The sequence below is a fragment of the Serratia sp. CY33525 genome, from assembly GCF_052169115.1.
Lineage (GTDB): Bacteria > Pseudomonadota > Gammaproteobacteria > Enterobacterales > Enterobacteriaceae > Serratia > Serratia sarumanii.
Genome location: NZ_JBJNLK010000002.1, coordinates 310,788 through 327,007, shown reverse-complemented (window position 1 = coordinate 327,007; position 16,220 = coordinate 310,788). Strand labels below are relative to the sequence as shown.

Genomic DNA, 16,220 nt, shown 5'->3' with positions numbered 1-16,220 from the left:
CGTTAAAGCGAAAAAACGGGCCGCGCAGGCGGCCCGTCGGTCACATCTTCAGGGAACGAAATCGAGCACCACGGCGTTGAACAGCGCATACTCGGTGGCGTTGGCCATCGGCGGAAACTGCGCGCGCTGCACCGCCGCGCTCGCCGCTGCGCACAGGGGCGCGTCGCCTCTTACGATCTTGCTGCTCGCCAGCTTGCCGTCCGGCAGCAGCCGAATGCTGATGGTGCAGCGTTGGCCGCGCGCGCGTTCAGGCAAACGCAGCTCGCGGCTCACCGCGTTATGCACCCGCACCGGATAGCTGAGCGGCGCCGTGGCCTGCGCCCCGGCCTGCGGCTGCGGCAACGGGATGCCGGCCTGACGCCCGGCGCCGCAGCCGCTTAACAGCAACAGCGCCAACAGGCTTAGTGTCTTTTTCATTCCCTATATCCTTATTGGGTTGTTAATCCTTATATGACGGCGATCACTGCATATGACGGCGATCACTGCGCCGCCGGGTAAGCCTCGCCGTCATCCGCGTAACGCTGCAGCCGCTCGCGCCACCACTTCGCCGCCAGACCGCTGGCGCTTTCCCGCCAGCCGAAATAGGCAACGTCGCTGCAGCGCTCAGATTCAACGCGTTTCGCCACCAGTTCGCCGCTGTTCAGGTAAGGTTCCGCCAGCGAACGCGGCAGATAGCCGCAGCCCAGCCCGGCCAACTGCGCATGCAGCTTGGCGTCGAAGCCGAAGACCGTCAGCGTATCCTGTTCTTCCAGCAGGTTCAGGCTCTGCGGCGCGTTGACCCGTGAGGTATCGCGCACCACCACCGCCCGGTGCTGACGGATCTCATCCTTCGGCAACGGTTCCGGCAGCGCCGCCAGCGGATGCTGTGGCGCGACGGCGAACACGTAATCCAACTGCCCCAGGCGGCTGAACGCATAACCCACCCGCGACGGCGGCTCGCAGATGGCGCCGATGATAATGTCGGCGCAGCCGTAAACCAGCGATTCCCAAGAGCCGGCCAGCACCTCGTGGCTGAAACGCAGCCGGGTATGGTGATGCTGCCGATAGAACTCGTCGATCAGCGGCAACAGGCGGGCAAACGGGAAGGAGGCATCGATCCCGAGCGTGATCTCGCTTTCCCAGCCGTTCTCCACGTAGCGCGCCTGCTGCTCCAGATCCTGCGCCGCCCGCAGCAACACCCGCCCTTTTTCCAGCATCAACTTACCGGTATCGGTGAACTTCGCCCGGTGGCCGGAGCGATCCAGCAGGGTGATGTCGAGATCGTTCTCCAGCTTTTGCACCATATAGCTGAGTGCCGAAGGGGTTTTAAACAGTGCGGCGGCCGCGGCGGCGAAAGATCCGTGCCGGTCCAGCGCGTCCAAAATCAGCAGCGCTTCCAGGTTTAATCTCATGCTTTCTCCCGTGTATAAAAAAACTCAACAAGTCGGCAAAAATTCTGCGGTATCTTTGAAATCGCCCTCTGCCTACCATGCGTTTTATCGGCGTTACACTCATCAGATGTTCAACCGAAATATCACTGGGAAGGTAAATTATGTCCAAGTTTCAACTGCTTGATAAAGACAACTCCGCACTGATTTTTATCGACCATCAACCGCAAATGGCCTTCGGCGTGGCTAATATTGATCGTCAGCAACTGAAAAACAACGTTGTTGGTTTGGCGAAGGCGGGCAAGATTTTCAACGTGCCAACCCTTTTCACCTCGGTAGAAACCGAAAGCTTCAGCGGCTATATCTGGCCGGAACTGCTGGCGGTACACCCGGAAATCACCCCGATTGAACGCACCTCGATGAACTCCTGGGAAGACGCGGCCTTCGTTAAAGCCGTGGAAGCCACCGGCCGCAAAAAGCTGGTGATCTCCGCGCTGTGGACCGAAGTGTGCCTGACCTTCCCGGCGCTGATGGCGCTGGAAGCCGGCTATGAAGTGTATGTGGTGACCGACACCTCCGGCGGCACCTCCGTCGATGCGCACGAGCGTTCGATCGATCGCATGGTGCAGGCCGGCGCCGTGCCGGTGACCTGGCAGCAGGTGCTGCTGGAGTACCAGCGCGACTGGGCGCGCAAAGACACCTACGACGCGGTGATGGCGCTGGTGCGCGAGCACAGCGGCGCGTACGGCATGGGCGTCGACTACGCTTACACCATGGTGCACCACGCACCGGCCCGCACGCTGAAATAATTCCCCTTGCCCCGGCCCCGCGCCGGGGTATTTTCAGGAGTCGGTTTTATGGCCCATCCGCAGCATGTCACGCTGGTGATCACCCACCGTTTGGCGCCGGGGAACGAGCAGGCCTATGAGGCCTGGCTGAACCGCATCATGCCCGACGCCGCGGGCTTCACCGGCCATTTGGGCGTCAACGTGATTCGCCCTTCCGGCGACGAGCAGGCCTATACGGTGCTGGTCCGCTTCGACAACCTCGACAATCTGTACCGCTGGATCCACTCGCCGCTGCGCAAGCAATACATCGAAGAAGTCACCCCGCTGTTGCTGGAGAGCGACCATATCGAGATCCGCCCCGGCGCGGAGTTCTGGTTTACCCCGCCCAGCCCCGGCGTGCGCCAGCCGCCCCAGTGGAAGCAGTTCATCATCACCCTGCTGGTGATCTTCCCTTCCACCAATCTGGTGCCCTGGTTTTGGGGGTTGGCGCTGCCGCAGCTGAACGGCACGCTGCTCGGCCATTTTCTCAATGACGCCACCGTGGTCGCCCTGGTGGTGTACCTGTGGATGCCTATCGTGACCCGCGTTTTTCATCAATGGCTGACCCGCCGCTAGGCGGTTCGCCGGGAGAATGTTATGAACCACCACGCTTCATTGATTATCACCAACGGCAAGTTTCACACCGTCGATCGCCAAAATCCCACCGCGCAGGCGGTCGCCATCCGCGACGGCAAGTTTCTGGCGGTCGGCAGCGAAAGCGAAGTCATGCAGCACGCCGGGCCGGAAACCCAGGTGATCGATCTGCACGGCCACACCGCCATTCCGGGCCTGAACGACTCGCACCTGCACCTGATCCGCGGTGGCCTGAACTATAACCTGGAGCTGCGCTGGGAAGGCGTGCCTTCGCTGGCCGACGCGCTGCGCATGTTGAAAGAACAGGCGCTGCGCACGCCGAACCCGCAGTGGGTGCGGGTGGTCGGCGGCTGGACCGAATTCCAGTTCGCCGAACGCCGCATGCCGACGCTGGACGAAATCAACCAGGCGGCGCCGGACACGCCGGTATTTATTCTGCATTTATACGATCGCGCGCTGCTCAACCGCGCGGCGCTGAAGGTGGTCGGCTACACCAAAGACACGCCGAACCCGCCGGGCGGCGAAATCCAGCGCGACGCCAACGGCAACCCGACCGGCATGCTGATCGCCAAGCCCAACGCCATGATCCTGTACGCTACGCTGGCGAAAGGGCCGAAGCTGCCGCTGGAGCAGCAGGTCAACTCCACCCGCCAGTTTATGCGCGAGCTGAACCGTCTGGGCCTCACCAGCGCCATCGACGCCGGCGGCGGTTTCCAGAACTACCCGGAGGATTATCAGGTGATCGCCGAGCTGCACGAGAAAAAGCAGCTGACCATTCGCATCGCCTATAACCTGTTCACCCAGCGGCCGAAGCAGGAGCTGGAAGACTTCGAGCTGTGGACCGACATGCTCAAGCCGGGCCAGGGCACCGACTTTTATCGCCACAACGGTGCCGGCGAGATGCTGGTGTTCTCCGCCGCCGACTTCGAAGACTTCCTGCAGCCGCGCCCGGATCTGCCGCCGGGCACCGAGGACGAGCTGGAGCGGGTGGTGCGCCATCTGGTCGAGCACCGCTGGCCGTTCCGCCTGCACGCCACCTATGACGAATCCATCAGCCGCATGCTGGACGTGTTCGAGAAGGTGAACCGCGACATTCCGTTCAACGGGCTGCACTGGCTGTTCGACCACGCCGAAACCATTACCGAGCGCAATATCGAACGGGTCAAGGCATTGGGCGGCGGCATTGCGGTGCAGCACCGCATGGCATTCCAGGGCGAGTATTTCGCCGAGCGCTACGGCATCGAAGCCACCAAACATACGCCGCCGGTGGCGAAAATGCTGGCGGCCGAGCTGCCGGTCGGGCTGGGCACCGACGCCACCCGCGTCGCCAGCTACAACCCGTGGACAGCGCTGTACTGGCTGGTCTCCGGCCGCACCGTCGGCGGCATGGCGATGTACGACGACAGCGCGCGGCTGGATCGCGAAACGGCGCTGATGCTGTGGACGCAAGGCAGCGCCTGGTTCTCCACCGAGCAGGGCAAGAAAGGCCAGATCAAGGTCGGCCAACTGGCGGATGTGGCGGTGCTGTCGCAGGACTATTTCAGCGTGCCGGAAGAGCAGATCAAAGGCATTGAGTCGGTAATGACGGTGGTGGACGGCAAGGTGGTCTACGCCGCCGGCAGCTTCTCGCCGCTGGCGCCGCCGCCGCTGCCGGTGCTGCCGGAGTGGTCGCCGGTCACCCAGGTGCCGGGCCACTACCGCTCCGCGCCGCCGTCGGCGGCGGCCAAAGTCGGCGTGCTGAGCCAGGCGCACCAATGCTGCGGCCCGTGCGGCGTACACGCGCACCAGCATGACATCGCGCGCCGCTCCAGCATCCCGGTGTCGGATGAAAACGCCTTCTGGGGCGCGTTCGGCTGTTCGTGCTTCTCGTTCTAAGTTGCCAGGCAAACAACTTATTATGTAACTAGCTTAATAAGATATTAAGTTATTAACATGACAAACTAATGGCGCTGCCCACGGGAGAGCGCCATTTCATTTTCAATCGCGGTTAATCTCCAGCCAGCGCTGCTGCTCGGCGGATGCGGCTATCGCATCCAGCACGCAAGACACCTTCCAGCCTTCTTCAAAGTCCGGCCACATGCGATCGCCCACGGCGATGCCGTTGACCAGATCGCGGATCTCCACCGTCTTCTGATCGTTAAAGCCGATGCCGTGCCCGGCGCTGATGCAGAACGCCGCGTAGTCCGGGTGCTTCGGCCCTACCAACAGCGTTTTGAACCCTTGCCGCTCCGCCGGCTCATCGTGCCGATACAGCTTCAGCTCCGCCATCCGCTCCTGGGTATAGCTCAGCGTGCCCTTGGTGCCGGTGACCACATAGGTCAGCCCCATCTTGCGCCCGCAGGCAATGCGCGAGGTTTCGATAGTGCCCATCGCCCCGCCGGCGAAGCGCAGCAGCGCGCCGGCCTGATCTTCGTTTTCCACCGGCAGCAGGCGCGCCGGGTCTTGCGGGTCCGGGCGCTGTTTGATCACGGTTTGCATATCGCCACAGACCGCCACGATGTCGCCCACCAGGTAGTGCGCCATGTTGACGATGTGCGCCGCCAGATCCCCCAGCGCGCCCAGCCCGGCGCTGGCGCGGCGGCAGTGCCAGTCGAGCGGCGTGCGCGGGTCGGCCAGATAATCCTCATTGTGGGTGCCGTAAAAATGCACCACCTCGCCGATTTCACCGTTGGCGATGATCTCGCGCGCCAGCTGGCTGGTCGGGTTCTTCATGTAGTTGAAACCGACCAGCGTTTTCACGCCCTTGGCGCGGGCGGCCTGCACCATCTCCGCCGCGTCGGCGGCATCCAGCGCCAGCGGCTTTTCCGAATACACGTGCTTGCCGTGGCGGATCGCCTCCAGCGCCATCTCTTTGTGCAAGAAGTTGGGCGCGCAGATGTCCACCACGTCGATCGCCGGATCGGCCACCAGCTGCCGCCAATCGCCGGTCGAGCGCGCAAAGCCGAACTCGGCCGCGCGCTGCGCCGCCAGCTCGGGCGTCACTTCCGCCAGCATCTCCAGCACCAGCTCCCCTTTCAGAGGAAAGACCGTGGCGGCCTGCGCATAGGCGATAGCATGACAACGCCCGATATAGCCGGTGCCGATTAACCCAACGCGTACCTGTTTCATCATTTTCTCCCGTGATCGAAATCCTGTGTAGAACCACGCGCCGCTCAATGAAACGCGCCGGTTGATAACAGGTTTATATGGAATTTAAATTTCAACAACAAGAAAAAAGGAAAATAAAGTTCACATTCGTGATGCCGTTCATGAAACATTGACGGGATGATGCAACGGGGAAAGCCCGGATACGGCTTGCCGTATCCGGACGAGATAAAATGAACCGTTTATTTCATATTAAGGTAAACCGTTGGCGCCATGCTGCACGTAGCCAGGGCGTTGCAGCAGGCGCTGCTGATAGGCCGCCAGCGCCGCATAATTCGGCCGCTCGAACGGCGTCATCAGCCAGCGATTCAGCGACAGCCCCAGCACCACGTCCGCCAGCGTGAAGGCCGCGCCGGCGGCATAAGGGCCGTGCTGCGCCAAATGCTTGTCCAGCAGCCCCATCAGCCTATTCCACTCACGCTCGGCGGCGGCCAGGCTGGCGGCATCCTGAGAATCCGCATGCCCGCGCACCCGCGACATGAACACATAGCGCCAGGCGCCGTTCAGATCGGTGGCCTGCCAGTCCATCCACATCTCCACCGCCGCGCGCGCGCCGGGTTCCTGCGGCAGCAGATCGCGGCGCCCTTCCCGTCCGGCCAGGTAGCGGCAGATGGTGTTCGACTCCCACAGCACCCGCTCGCCGTCGATCAGCACCGGCACCAGGCCGTTGGGATTCAGCGCCAGAAACGCCGGCTCCTGCGTGGAGCGAAAGCCGCTGCCCCAGTCCTCCCGCGCCAGCGGCAACCCCAGCTCCTGGCAGGTCCACAATACCTTGCGCACGTTGATCGATGAGGCTTTGCCCAATAATTTCAGCATTCGCTTTCCTTACCCTCTCCAGAACGGTTTATCGCCTTCGCGCCGCGCATCCGCCCGCGTCAGGCCGATATCCGCCAATTGCCTGTCGTTCAGCAGCAGTAACTCTCTGCGCGTACTGCGGCGCAACAAATACCAACGCCAGCGTGACCAGCCTACCCGTCGCCACGTCGTCATGCCATCAAACAGTGCCATGTTGTTATTCTCCCTGCTGTTTTTGCGTTGCAGTCATCATGCTCGCCGGGAGAAAAACAATACAGATTCACGCTGGCGCTATTTTTTTCATACAGCTGCGCCAAAAAAACCGCTGAATGGTTTACTTTGAAAGCATCTGTACCGGTTTTTTAATCCTGTATCCCGATAAGAGGCCTCTGTATGACACGCTACGCCACTCTGGCCGCCATTCTCAGCCAACGCATTCAGCAAGGGCTGTATCCCGCCGGCCATCGCCTGCCTTCGGTGCGCGCGCTGAGCCAGGAGCACGGCGTCAGCATCAGCACGGTGCAGCAAGCCTACCGGCTGCTGGAAGAACAGCGCCTGGTGGAGGCGCGGCCGAAGTCGGGCTACTTCGTGCATACGCGGCGCGCGCAGGCCGAGCTGCCCGCCATGACGGCGCCGGTGCAGCGGCCGGTGGACATTTCGCAATGGGAGCAGGTGCTGGAGCTGGTGCGCAGCCGGCCGCGCGAGGGCCTGATCCAGCTGGGGCGCGGCATGCCGGATATCGCCGAGCCGACGATGAAACCGCTGATCGTCGCCCTGCGCAACGCCGCCCGCCACGGCGATCTGCGCAGCCTGTATTACGACAGCATTCAGGGCGTGGCCGCGCTGCGCGAGCAGGTCGCCCGCCTGCTGCTGGATTCCGGCTGCCAAATCGGCCCCGATCAGTTGCTGATCACCACCGGCTGCCAGGAAGCGATCTCCGCCGGGCTGCGCGCCGTTTGCCAACCCGGCGACATCGTGGCGGTCGATTCGCCCTGCTTCCACGGCACCATGCAGACGCTGAAGGGCCTGGGCATCAAGGCGCTGGAAATCCCCACCGATCCGCTCACCGGCGTCAGCCTGGCGGCGCTGGAGATGGCGCTGGAACAGTGGCCGATCAAAGCCATTCTGCTGACGCCCAACTGCAACAATCCGCTGGGCTACATCATGCCCGACGCCCACAAACAGAGGTTGCTGACGCTGGCGCAGCGCCACGACGCGGCGATCATCGAGGACGACGTCTACGGCGACATCGCCTATCACTACCCGCGGCCGCGCACCATCAAGTCGTTCGACGAAGACGGCCGCGTGCTGCTGTGCAGCTCGTTTTCCAAAACGCTGGCGCCGGGGCTGCGGGTGGGCTGGATCGCACCCGGCCGCTACCTGGAACGGGTGCTGCACATGAAGTTCATCGGCTCCGGCGCCACCGCCACCCAGCCGCAGCTGGCGATCGCCGAATTCATCCGCGGCGGGCACTATCTGCAGCACCTGCGGCGCATGCGCGCCCGCTACCAGCAGAACCGCGATCGCATGACCGACCTTATCCTGAAACACTTCCCGGCCGGCACCCGCGTCAGCCGGCCGCGCGGCGGCTTTATGCTGTGGATCGAACTGGACGAGGCGTTCGACACCCTGCGGCTGAACCGCCATCTCGAGCAGCAGGGCGTGCAGATCGCCGTCGGCAGCATCTTTTCCGCCGCCGGCAAATACCGCAACTGCCTGCGCATCAACTATGCGCCGAAGCTGACGGCGGAGATCGAACAGGCGGTGCAGCGGGTCGGCGCCACCATCCTGGCACTGATGCCGGCCGACAGCTTGGCGCAATCGGATTAAATCTTGACGCAATCGGATTATCGCTGCGCTGCCCGGCGCTCTAAAGTGGCATCACACCCACTCACAATCAGGAAGGTCATGATGTCTCAGTCACAGGTATGGTTAATCACCGGCAGTTCTCGCGGCCTGGGCCAACAGCTGGCGCAGGCGGTGTTGGCCGCCGGGCATCGTCTGGTCGCCACCGCCCGTCAGCCGCAACAGCTGCAGCCGCTGGTGGAACGCTACGGCGATCGGGTCGCCACGGTCGCGCTCGACGTCACCGACGCCGCCGCTGCCGAACGCGCGGTGCGCACGGCGATTGAACGGTTCGGTCGGCTTGATGTGTTGGTCAACAACGCCGGCTACGGCAATATCGCGCCGGTGGAGGAAGCCGATGAGGCCGATTTTCGCGCGCAGCTCGAAACCAACTTCTTCGGCGTGTTCAACGTCACCCGCGCGGCGCTGCCGATATTGCGTCAGCAAGGCAGCGGCCATATCATCCAGATCGCCACCATCGGCGCGCGCCTCGGCATCGCCGGCCTCAGCGCCTACCATACCGCCAAATGGGCGGTCGAAGGGTTCTCCGAATCATTGGCCAAAGAGATGGCCCCCTTCGGCGTCAAGGTGACGATGGTCGAACCCGGCGGCTTCCGCACCGACTGGGCCGGCGCCTCGATGACCATCGCGCCGCTCGGCGCAGCCTATCAGCCGACGCTGGCCCCGATGCTGGCCTTCCTGCAGCAGCATAACGGCAGCCAAACCGGCGATCCGGCCAAGGCGGCGCAGGCGATCCTACAACTGGCGGCGCTGGACGCTCCCCCGTTACGCCTTTTGCTCGGCAGCGACGCGGTGCATATAGCAGCGCAGGTGCTGGCAGAACGCCAGGCGGAGGACGCCGTCTTCCGCGCTCTCAGTCTCAGCACCGACCACGACGACAGTTCGCCGGATCACGCCGCCATCGCGGCAGTCGTGACAGGAAAACCCTAAGGAGCCCGCATTGAACAGCGATCAAATTCCGGTTTCCGGCGCGCTGGCGGTACACCTGGCGGCGCAGGGCGTCGATATCACGCAGCTCGGCCACCTGGCCGGGCTGCCTGCCGGGCTGTTCGGCGCGCGGCGCGACAAGATTAAACTCACCACGCAACAATTCTTCTCTCTTTGGCGCAGCCTGTCGCAGTTGACTGACGATCCCGCCTTCGGCCTGCGCCTGGGCGGCGAGGTACCGCCGGAACATTATGACATTGCCTTGGTCGCCGCGTTGCATTCCGCCACGCTGGGGGAAGCGTTGCAAAAGGTTGCGCGCTACAAACGGCTGGTTTGCCCGGAAGAGCTGATGCTGGAAGAAAACAGCGACAGCATGCGCTTGCACACGCGCTGGACCATGAGCGAAGCCCCTGCACCGGCGCTGCTGATCGACGCCATGTTCGCCGCCATCACGGCCCTGTGTCGCCGCGGCACCGGTCTGCCCATTCAGCCGCAGGCGATTGAATTGACCCGGCGGCCGGACGCCGCCTCGCCGCTGGCGCACTATTTCGGCTGCCCGGTGAAATTCAACGCCCCGCAGGACGTGCTGGTGTTTGACCGCGCGCTGATAGACCAACCGTTCCTCACTTACAATCAGGACATGCTGGCCGTATTGCTGCCTGGGCTGGAAGCGGAACTGGCCAAATCGCAGCCGGCGCACGATCTGCCCGCGCAGGTGATGACGATCCTCGGCCGCAGCATGCGCGGCCAGCGCCCCAGCGTCAACAGCGTGGCCGCTGAACTCTATCTCAGCCCGCGCACGCTGCAGCGCCGCTTGCAACAACATGGCTACAGCTACCAGCAGTTGTTGGACAAAACCCGGCACCGCACCGCCTGCCGATTGTTGGCGGAAACCGACCTTGAGCCGGGCGAAATCGCTTTTGTGCTGGGGTTTGAAGAACTGAATTCGTTCAGCCGCGCCTTTATTCAGTGGGAAGCGCTGACGCCCAGCCGCTGGCGTACACAGCGCGCCGCCGGCCAGTGGGAGAACAGAGCATGAAAGTGATTATTTTCGGCGCCAGCGGCATGGTGGGCCAGGGCGCGCTGCGGGAATGCCTGCTCGATCCACGGATCAGCGAAGTGCTCAGCATCGGCCGACGCCCGCTGGCGCAAAGCCACGCCAAACTGCGCCAGCTTTCTGTACCCGATCTGCGTAATCTGTCGGCGCTGGAGCCACAGCTCGCCGGCTACGACGCCTGTTTCTTCTGCCTGGGGATTTCGTCCGCCGGCCTGAGCGAAGCCGAGTATCGCGCGGTGACTTACGACCTGACGCTGGCCGCCGCCCGCCCGTTGGCGGCGCTGAATCCGTCGATGGTCTTCGTCTACGTCTCCGGCCTCGGCACCGACAGCAGCGAACGCGGCCGCAGCATGTGGGCCAGGGTCAAGGGCGCCACCGAAAACACGTTGCTGGCGCTGCCGTTCCACGCGGTGATGTTCCGTCCCGGCGCCATTGTGCCGCTGCACGGCATTCGCTCCAAAACCCGCTTCTACGATCTGGCCTATCGGCTGTTCAAGCCGCTATGGCTCGGCGCATTGCGGCTGTTCCCCGCCCAGGTGACCACCACCGAGCGGGTCGGGCTGGCGATGCTGGCGGTGGCGCGCCGGGAAACCGCCTTGCGCATCATCGAACCGGCGCAGATCAATCGGCTGGCATCGTCCTGAGACAACGGCGTTAACCGCCCCGCCGCCAATACTCCGCCACCCGGCGGCGCAGATGACCGATGCCCTGCGGGTGATGAATAAACTGCTCTACCGGCATCATTCGCCAGCGCTGCCCTTCATCGCCAAAGCGAATGGCGGCGATCTGCGCCGGGGTGATCACCCCGGCCATAAACCAGGTCGGCGGGTAGCCGGGCTGAATACCGTCGTAACGCCGCTGCCAGACAACCTGGCGTTCGGCGAGCAACACCCCGAACTCTTCCTGCGTTTCCCGCAGCACGCACTGCAGCGGCGTCTCGCCGTTTTCCCGCCCGCCGCCGGGCAGATCCCACATCCCGGGCCACGGAATGCCCGGCTTGTCGTCCCGTTGGTAAACCAGCAGGCGGCCGTCGCACAGCAGCGCGATCTTGGCCCCGCCAAACGCCCGATCCGTCATGTTTTCCGTCTCCCGCCCATACCGTTGCCTGAACATCATACTCCATCCCGGCACGGCCTGGTGTATAGTGAAAATCCGTTTTCACAACAGGCGAACAATACGATGAATTCTCCGTTTCTGGTGACCCCTCAATGGCTTGCGCAACATATCAACGATGAAAATCTGGTGGTGATCGACGTCCGGATGTCGCCGGTGGGGCTGACGCCGAAGAAAGATATGCTTGCCGAGTTCGAACGCGGCCATATCCCCGGCGCGGTCTATTTCGATATCGACGAGGTGGCGGACAAAAGCACCGCGCTGCCGCATATGCTGCCGACGGCGGCGGAATTCGCCGCGGCGGCGGGCCAATTGGGCATCAGCGAACGCGATACCCTGGTGATTTACGACGAGGGCAACCAGTTCTCCGCGCCGCGCGGCTGGTGGACTTTCCGCAATTTCGGCGCCGAGCGCGTTTACGTGCTGGACGAAGGGCTGAACGGCTGGACCGCGCAGGGCCAGGCGCTGGCAACCGGCCCGGCGCAGCCTGCCCCGCAGACGTTCAACGCCCGGTTCAACGCCGACGCGGTGGTGGATATGCGGCAAGTGGAGCAGGCGTTAGGCACGCCGGTGCAAATTCTCGACGCGCGCGCCGCGCCGCGCTTTTATGCCGAAGCGCCGGAGCCGCGCCCCGGCCTGCACCGCGGCCATATTCCCGGCAGCATCAACATTCCGTACGGCGAGCTGCTGGAAAACGGCCGCTTCAAATCGCTGGAGGCGCTGCGCCAAACCTTCAACGACAAGGGGGTGGATATCAACGGCCCGATCATCACCAGCTGCGGCTCCGGCGTGACGGCGGCGGTGCTGGCGTTCGGCCTGCTGTCGCTCGGCGCGCCGCAGGTCAAGCTGTATGACGGCGCCTGGAGCGAATGGGGCCAGCTGAGCGGCAAGCAGCCGATCGCCCAAGATTAAGTTTCGATCCGCTCGACCACGATCTGCGCCAGCCGCTGCACGGCGGCCGAAGGCTGATCCTCGGCGCGGTGCAGCACCACGCCGAGCTGGCCGAGAGCGGGCAGCAGATCGGGGGCCAGCGGCGCCAGGCCAGGCGGCAAACCCGCCGCCGTGCGCACCGTGACGCCCAATCCGGCGCTCACCGCCGCCCACACGCCGTTCAGGCTGCGGCTGGTAAAGGCGATGCGCCAGGGTATGCTGGCGCGATCCAGCGCCTGCGTCGCCGCGCTGCGCATCAGGCAAGGCGCGTCAAACATCACCAACGGCAACGGCTCGTCCCCTTCTCGCCAGGGCGCCAGCGCGAAGCCGGGCGAGGCGATCCAGTGCAGTTGCCGCTGCCCCAGCGCCAGATGAAACGGCGTGCTCAAACCGCCATCCCACGCCAGCGACAGATCCAGTTGACCTTTCAGCACCCAGTCGATCAGCTCGGCATTGCGCGCGATGCGCGCCTCGATGCGCACTTTCGGATTGGCGCGCGCGAAGCTGCCCAATACCTGCGGCAGAAACGTCTCGCCGAAATCCTCCTGCAGCCCCAGCCGCACCGTGCCCTGCAAATCCAACCCGCGCACCGCGGCGGCGGCTTCGTCATTGAGCTCCAGCAGGCGGCGCGCGTAACCGAGCAGCGTTTCCCCCGCCTCGGTCATCACCATGCCGCGCCCGGCCTTGCGCAGGATCGGCGCGCCGACCTGCTGTTCCAGCTTTTTCAGGTGAGCGCTGACCGCCGACGTCGAACGCCCCAGCCGTTCAGCCGCCTTGGCGAAGCTGCCCAGCTCGACGCCGGTGACGAAGCTGCGCAAATCCTCGAGATCGAACGTTATTCGCCTCATGCTGACCATCCTGATTTTCTGAACCATCGATAAAAATAATATCGATTTTACTGATAAAGATGGCGTGTCACGCTCTCCCGGTCAACGTCTTTGCGGAGAATCCTTATGCTCGCGATGCACGCAGCCCGCCAAGTGGCGGTTAGTGCGGCTGGATTTATGGCGTGAACCGCCGCAGGCGCAGCCGCACAACGGCCAGCTGTTCCGCGTCGGCCATCTGTCCGTCCCCTTTGACCACACTGCGCCGCGGGTTGACAGCCAAACTTGATATTGATAATCATTATCAACACTAAACATTCACTTGCGGCTCGCGGGATGCGGGCCGCTCTCCAGGGTCAACCGCCATGTCGTCATCACCGATCACACCTTACGCCACCACCTGCTGCATCGTGGGGGGCGGCCCCGCCGGGCTGATGCTCGGCTATCTGCTAGCGCGGGCGGGGATCGACGTGACGGTGCTGGAGAAGCACGCCGACTTCCTGCGCGATTTTCGCGGTGACACCATTCACCCGTCGACGCTGGAAGTCATGCACCAGCTGGGCCTGCTCGACGAACTGCTGGCGCTGCCACACCAGCGCGCCGAATCCCTGCACGCCGAAGTCGCCGGGCGCGACATTAAGCTGGCGGATTTCACTCGCCTGCCGACGCGCTGCAAATTTATCGCCTTTATGCCGCAGTGGGAGTTCCTCAACTTTTTGGCGCAGCAGGCCGCCGCGTTCCCCCATTTCAGGCTGCTCACCTCGACGCAGGTTCATAAGCTGCTCTACGACCGCAGCCAGGTATGCGGCGTGCTGGCCGACACGCCGGAAGGCCCGATCCGCGTACGCAGCCAGCTGGTGATCGGCACCGACGGCCGCAACTCGGTGGTGCGCGAGCAGGCGGCGCTCAGCAGCCGCTCCTTCGGCGCCCCGCGCGACGTATTGTGGATGAAGCTCAGCAAGCAGCCGGGCGATCCGGCCTGGTCGATGGGCCATACCGGGCCGAAGCAGAACTTCATCATGATCGATCGCGGCGACTACTGGCAGTGCGGCTACTCGATCGATAAAGGCAGCTTCGACGCGATCCGCCGCAGCGGCCTGGAGAAATTTTTGCTGCACCTCGCCGAGGTGGCGCCATTCCAGGACGATCGCCTGCAGGAGATCGTCGAGTGGGATCAGGTGAAGCTGCTGAGCATCCGCATCGATCGTCTGGATCGCTGGGCCAAACCGGGGGTGCTGTGCATCGGTGACGCCGCGCACGCCATGTCGCCGATCGGCGGCGTGGGCGTCAACCTGGCGATTCAGGACGCGGTGGCCGCCGCCAACGCCCTGATCCCGCCGCTGCGCCAGCATCGGCTGCAGCTGAAGCATCTGCTGAGCGTGCAGCGCCGGCGCGAATTCCCCACCCGGGCCATCCAGTTTTTGCAGATCAAAATGAGCCAGCGCAAGCCGGGCGAACGCCGCGCGGCGGGCGGATCGCGCCTGATCGCCCGCGTCGGCAACAGCCGCTGGCTGCCGCGCCTGTTCGGCCGCATCATCGGCCTGGGTTTTCGCCGCGAAACGCCGAGACATCTGTCCAACGAAACCTGCCCGCCGGAATAACATTGGTGCTTTTTTCATCGCACCGTATAATGGTTAAATCGAACGATTTAATTAATTGGAGCGATTAAATGTACGCACTCAGCGCGAACGAGGCCAAAACCCAATTCGGCGATTTGCTGCTCAAGGCGCAGCGTGAGCCGGTGCAAATCAATCGCAACGGCAAACCGGTCGCCGTCGTCATGTCGGTAGAAGACTACCAGGCGCTGGAAGATCTCAAACTACGCGCACTGCAGCAAAAAATCGCGCAGGCTACCGCCGAGGAAGACGCCGGTAAGGCGGTAGACGGTGATGCCTTCTTCAACCGTCTGCTCACCGATGAAACCGACTGATATGCCCGCGTTTCGCCTCACCCCGCAAGCCCAACAAGATCTGCTGGCTATTCGCCATTTCACCGTCGAGCACTGGGGCCAAACGCAATCTCGCCGCTATCTTGAGCAGTTGAGAGAGATCATGCATCATCTGGCGGACATGCCGGAAGCGGGTAAAGCCCACTTTCACGATCTGGGCGAAGAGATACGCAGTTTTCCTTACGCCAGCCATAGGATCTACTACCGCAGCCGCCCTGCCGGCATCACCGTTCTTGCCATTTTGCATCAGGCGATGGTGCCCCACCGGCATCTGGAACAACGGCTGTAATTTTTCTTACTCAAAGGGGCACAGATGTTCACCGTCCGTCAGGCATTGCTGGAAGATTTAACGCAGGTACGCGATATCGGCATCCGCACCTATCGCGCGCACTTCGGTGAGCTGTGGCGCTACCCGCACGAGCTGGAGGCCTTTCTGGCCGAGGATTTTGCCGTCTCCGCGCTGGAACGGACGCTGCGCGATCCCGACGTGTGCTGGCTGTTGGCCTATGAGGATGACGCCCTGGTCGGCTATGCGCGGCTCAACGTCGACAGCTTGCTGGCGCCAACGCAAACCCGCGGCGCAGAGCTGCAGAAAATCTATTTCCTGCCGGGCCATGCCGGCAACGGCTATGGCCCGCGCCTGTTCGAACAGGTGCAGCAGCGGGCCATCGAGCGCCGGCAGAAGACGCTGTGGCTGGAGGTGCTGCAACGCAACACCGGCGCCCAACGCTTTTATCAGCGCCAGGGATTGAGCATTTGTGGCGAGACCTGCTACACCAGCGCCCAGGGCTCGATAGGCATCTGGTATATGAGCAAGGCGCTGTAACC

Annotated in this window: 19 protein-coding genes and 1 pseudogene; 13 read left to right on the top strand and 7 right to left on the bottom strand. The window is 63.4% G+C overall.

Translation table 11 applies throughout. The features are described from left to right. Positions 1 to 48 precede the first annotated feature (48 nt). Complete coding sequence (locus tag ACJ8IM_RS06570; protein WP_033653426.1) at positions 49 to 417, bottom strand: cell envelope integrity TolA C-terminal domain-containing protein; 369 nt, start codon at positions 415 to 417, stop codon at positions 49 to 51. Positions 418 to 479: 62 nt separating this feature from the next. Next, the gene (locus ACJ8IM_RS06565) at positions 480 to 1,391 is read right to left on the bottom strand and encodes a LysR substrate-binding domain-containing protein (protein ID WP_033653427.1); all 912 of its coding nucleotides are present in this window, start codon (positions 1,389 to 1,391) and stop codon (positions 480 to 482) included. 140 nt (positions 1,392 to 1,531) lie between these two features. Here ACJ8IM_RS06565 and ACJ8IM_RS06560 point away from each other — a divergent pair, with 140 nt between their 5' ends. Genes ACJ8IM_RS06560 through ACJ8IM_RS06550 form a run of 3 tightly spaced genes read left to right on the top strand, consistent with a single transcriptional unit; the run spans position 1,532 to position 4,663 of the window. Then, positions 1,532 to 2,176 carry a hydrolase gene (locus tag ACJ8IM_RS06560; RefSeq protein WP_033637618.1) on the top strand — a complete coding sequence of 215 codons (645 nt, stop codon included), beginning with the start codon at positions 1,532 to 1,534 and terminating at the stop codon, positions 2,174 to 2,176. A gap of 48 nt (positions 2,177 to 2,224) precedes the next feature. Continuing rightward, positions 2,225 to 2,770 carry an antibiotic biosynthesis monooxygenase gene (locus ACJ8IM_RS06555; protein WP_033637617.1) on the top strand — a complete coding sequence of 182 codons (546 nt, stop codon included), beginning with the start codon at positions 2,225 to 2,227 and terminating at the stop codon, positions 2,768 to 2,770. A 21-nt stretch (positions 2,771 to 2,791) separates the two neighbouring features. Beyond that, positions 2,792 to 4,663 carry an amidohydrolase gene (locus ACJ8IM_RS06550; RefSeq protein ID WP_033653428.1) on the top strand — a complete coding sequence of 624 codons (1,872 nt, stop codon included), beginning with the start codon at positions 2,792 to 2,794 and terminating at the stop codon, positions 4,661 to 4,663. A 102-nt stretch (positions 4,664 to 4,765) separates the two neighbouring features. On the opposite strand, the gene ACJ8IM_RS06545 is transcribed toward ACJ8IM_RS06550, so the two are convergent. The 3 genes from ACJ8IM_RS06545 to ACJ8IM_RS06535 all read right to left on the bottom strand — a co-directional run bounded on the left by ACJ8IM_RS06545 (position 4,766) and on the right by ACJ8IM_RS06535 (position 6,940). Beyond that, a complete protein-coding gene (locus ACJ8IM_RS06545; protein WP_033653429.1) occupies positions 4,766 to 5,896 on the bottom strand; it encodes a Gfo/Idh/MocA family protein in 1,131 nt (376 codons plus the stop codon). 228 nt (positions 5,897 to 6,124) lie between these two features. Then, on the bottom strand, positions 6,125 to 6,748 hold the full coding sequence (locus ACJ8IM_RS06540; protein ID WP_033653430.1) for a glutathione S-transferase family protein: 624 nt from the start codon (positions 6,746 to 6,748) through the stop codon (positions 6,125 to 6,127). A 9-nt stretch (positions 6,749 to 6,757) separates the two neighbouring features. After that, positions 6,758 to 6,940 (bottom strand): DUF1127 domain-containing protein, encoded by a 183-nt coding sequence (locus tag ACJ8IM_RS06535; protein ID WP_033637613.1) that lies wholly within the window; start codon positions 6,938 to 6,940, stop codon positions 6,758 to 6,760. Between the two features lie 180 nt (positions 6,941 to 7,120). On the opposite strand from ACJ8IM_RS06535, the gene ACJ8IM_RS06530 reads away from it, so the two are divergent. The 4 genes from ACJ8IM_RS06530 to ACJ8IM_RS06515 all read left to right on the top strand — a co-directional run bounded on the left by ACJ8IM_RS06530 (position 7,121) and on the right by ACJ8IM_RS06515 (position 11,221). Beyond that, complete coding sequence (locus ACJ8IM_RS06530; protein WP_033653431.1) at positions 7,121 to 8,557, top strand: aminotransferase-like domain-containing protein; 1,437 nt, start codon at positions 7,121 to 7,123, stop codon at positions 8,555 to 8,557. A gap of 78 nt (positions 8,558 to 8,635) precedes the next feature. After that, a complete protein-coding gene (locus tag ACJ8IM_RS06525) occupies positions 8,636 to 9,523 on the top strand; it encodes an oxidoreductase (protein ID WP_229601691.1) in 888 nt (295 codons plus the stop codon). Between the two features lie 10 nt (positions 9,524 to 9,533). Continuing rightward, positions 9,534 to 10,559, top strand: coding sequence for an AraC family transcriptional regulator (locus ACJ8IM_RS06520; protein ID WP_033653432.1), 1,026 nt, complete (start codon positions 9,534 to 9,536; stop codon positions 10,557 to 10,559). Then, on the top strand, positions 10,556 to 11,221 hold the full coding sequence (locus tag ACJ8IM_RS06515) for an epimerase (RefSeq protein ID WP_033653433.1): 666 nt from the start codon (positions 10,556 to 10,558) through the stop codon (positions 11,219 to 11,221). Before ACJ8IM_RS06520 ends, ACJ8IM_RS06515 begins: the two co-directional genes overlap by 4 nt. A 10-nt stretch (positions 11,222 to 11,231) precedes the next feature. On the opposite strand, the gene ACJ8IM_RS06510 is transcribed toward ACJ8IM_RS06515, so the two are convergent. Beyond that, positions 11,232 to 11,654, bottom strand: coding sequence for an NUDIX hydrolase (locus tag ACJ8IM_RS06510; protein ID WP_033653434.1), 423 nt, complete (start codon positions 11,652 to 11,654; stop codon positions 11,232 to 11,234). Between the two features lie 102 nt (positions 11,655 to 11,756). On the opposite strand from ACJ8IM_RS06510, the gene sseA reads away from it, so the two are divergent. After that, a complete protein-coding gene (gene sseA, locus ACJ8IM_RS06505; protein WP_033653435.1) occupies positions 11,757 to 12,602 on the top strand; it encodes a 3-mercaptopyruvate sulfurtransferase in 846 nt (281 codons plus the stop codon). On the opposite strand, the gene ACJ8IM_RS06500 is transcribed toward sseA, so the two are convergent. Continuing rightward, the gene (locus ACJ8IM_RS06500; RefSeq protein ID WP_033653436.1) at positions 12,599 to 13,468 is read right to left on the bottom strand and encodes a LysR substrate-binding domain-containing protein; all 870 of its coding nucleotides are present in this window, start codon (positions 13,466 to 13,468) and stop codon (positions 12,599 to 12,601) included. The genes sseA and ACJ8IM_RS06500 overlap by 4 nt on opposite strands. A gap of 124 nt (positions 13,469 to 13,592) precedes the next feature. On the opposite strand from ACJ8IM_RS06500, the pseudogene ACJ8IM_RS06495 reads away from it, so the two are divergent. The 5 genes and pseudogenes from ACJ8IM_RS06495 to ACJ8IM_RS06475 form a co-directional block, all read left to right on the top strand. Next, positions 13,593 to 13,733: pseudogene (locus tag ACJ8IM_RS06495) on the top strand (DUF4865 family protein); the annotation flags it as partial. A 76-nt stretch (positions 13,734 to 13,809) separates the two neighbouring features. Then, positions 13,810 to 15,045 (top strand): FAD-dependent oxidoreductase, encoded by a 1,236-nt coding sequence (locus ACJ8IM_RS06490; protein ID WP_033653437.1) that lies wholly within the window; start codon positions 13,810 to 13,812, stop codon positions 15,043 to 15,045. Between the two features lie 68 nt (positions 15,046 to 15,113). Then, positions 15,114 to 15,374 carry a type II toxin-antitoxin system Phd/YefM family antitoxin gene (locus tag ACJ8IM_RS06485; RefSeq protein WP_033637606.1) on the top strand — a complete coding sequence of 87 codons (261 nt, stop codon included), beginning with the start codon at positions 15,114 to 15,116 and terminating at the stop codon, positions 15,372 to 15,374. Between the two features lies 1 nt (position 15,375). Then, on the top strand, positions 15,376 to 15,681 hold the full coding sequence (locus ACJ8IM_RS06480) for a type II toxin-antitoxin system RelE/ParE family toxin (RefSeq protein WP_033637605.1): 306 nt from the start codon (positions 15,376 to 15,378) through the stop codon (positions 15,679 to 15,681). Positions 15,682 to 15,705: 24 nt separating this feature from the next. Beyond that, positions 15,706 to 16,218, top strand: coding sequence for a GNAT family N-acetyltransferase (locus ACJ8IM_RS06475; RefSeq protein ID WP_033653438.1), 513 nt, complete (start codon positions 15,706 to 15,708; stop codon positions 16,216 to 16,218). The last annotated feature ends 2 nt before the right edge of the window (positions 16,219 to 16,220 follow it).

What these genes read in the sequence shown, in the direction of transcription:
- ACJ8IM_RS06570 (WP_033653426.1), bottom strand. Translation starts at nt 417, where the DNA reads ATGAAAAAGACACTAAGCCTGTTGGCGCTGTTGCTGTTAAGCGGCTGC.
- ACJ8IM_RS06565 (WP_033653427.1), bottom strand. Translation starts at nt 1,391, where the DNA reads ATGAGATTAAACCTGGAAGCGCTGCTGATTTTGGACGCGCTGGACCGG.
- ACJ8IM_RS06560 (WP_033637618.1), top strand. Translation starts at nt 1,532, where the DNA reads ATGTCCAAGTTTCAACTGCTTGATAAAGACAACTCCGCACTGATTTTT.
- ACJ8IM_RS06555 (WP_033637617.1), top strand. Translation starts at nt 2,225, where the DNA reads ATGGCCCATCCGCAGCATGTCACGCTGGTGATCACCCACCGTTTGGCG.
- ACJ8IM_RS06550 (WP_033653428.1), top strand. Translation starts at nt 2,792, where the DNA reads ATGAACCACCACGCTTCATTGATTATCACCAACGGCAAGTTTCACACC.
- ACJ8IM_RS06545 (WP_033653429.1), bottom strand. Translation starts at nt 5,896, where the DNA reads ATGAAACAGGTACGCGTTGGGTTAATCGGCACCGGCTATATCGGGCGT.
- ACJ8IM_RS06540 (WP_033653430.1), bottom strand. Translation starts at nt 6,748, where the DNA reads ATGCTGAAATTATTGGGCAAAGCCTCATCGATCAACGTGCGCAAGGTA.
- ACJ8IM_RS06535 (WP_033637613.1), bottom strand. Translation starts at nt 6,940, where the DNA reads ATGGCACTGTTTGATGGCATGACGACGTGGCGACGGGTAGGCTGGTCA.
- ACJ8IM_RS06530 (WP_033653431.1), top strand. Translation starts at nt 7,121, where the DNA reads ATGACACGCTACGCCACTCTGGCCGCCATTCTCAGCCAACGCATTCAG.
- ACJ8IM_RS06525 (WP_229601691.1), top strand. Translation starts at nt 8,636, where the DNA reads ATGATGTCTCAGTCACAGGTATGGTTAATCACCGGCAGTTCTCGCGGC.
- ACJ8IM_RS06515 (WP_033653433.1), top strand. Translation starts at nt 10,556, where the DNA reads ATGAAAGTGATTATTTTCGGCGCCAGCGGCATGGTGGGCCAGGGCGCG.
- ACJ8IM_RS06510 (WP_033653434.1), bottom strand. Translation starts at nt 11,654, where the DNA reads ATGACGGATCGGGCGTTTGGCGGGGCCAAGATCGCGCTGCTGTGCGAC.
- sseA (WP_033653435.1), top strand. Translation starts at nt 11,757, where the DNA reads ATGAATTCTCCGTTTCTGGTGACCCCTCAATGGCTTGCGCAACATATC.
- ACJ8IM_RS06500 (WP_033653436.1), bottom strand. Translation starts at nt 13,468, where the DNA reads ATGAGGCGAATAACGTTCGATCTCGAGGATTTGCGCAGCTTCGTCACC.
- ACJ8IM_RS06490 (WP_033653437.1), top strand. Translation starts at nt 13,810, where the DNA reads ATGTCGTCATCACCGATCACACCTTACGCCACCACCTGCTGCATCGTG.
- ACJ8IM_RS06485 (WP_033637606.1), top strand. Translation starts at nt 15,114, where the DNA reads ATGTACGCACTCAGCGCGAACGAGGCCAAAACCCAATTCGGCGATTTG.
- ACJ8IM_RS06480 (WP_033637605.1), top strand. Translation starts at nt 15,376, where the DNA reads ATGCCCGCGTTTCGCCTCACCCCGCAAGCCCAACAAGATCTGCTGGCT.
- ACJ8IM_RS06475 (WP_033653438.1), top strand. Translation starts at nt 15,706, where the DNA reads ATGTTCACCGTCCGTCAGGCATTGCTGGAAGATTTAACGCAGGTACGC.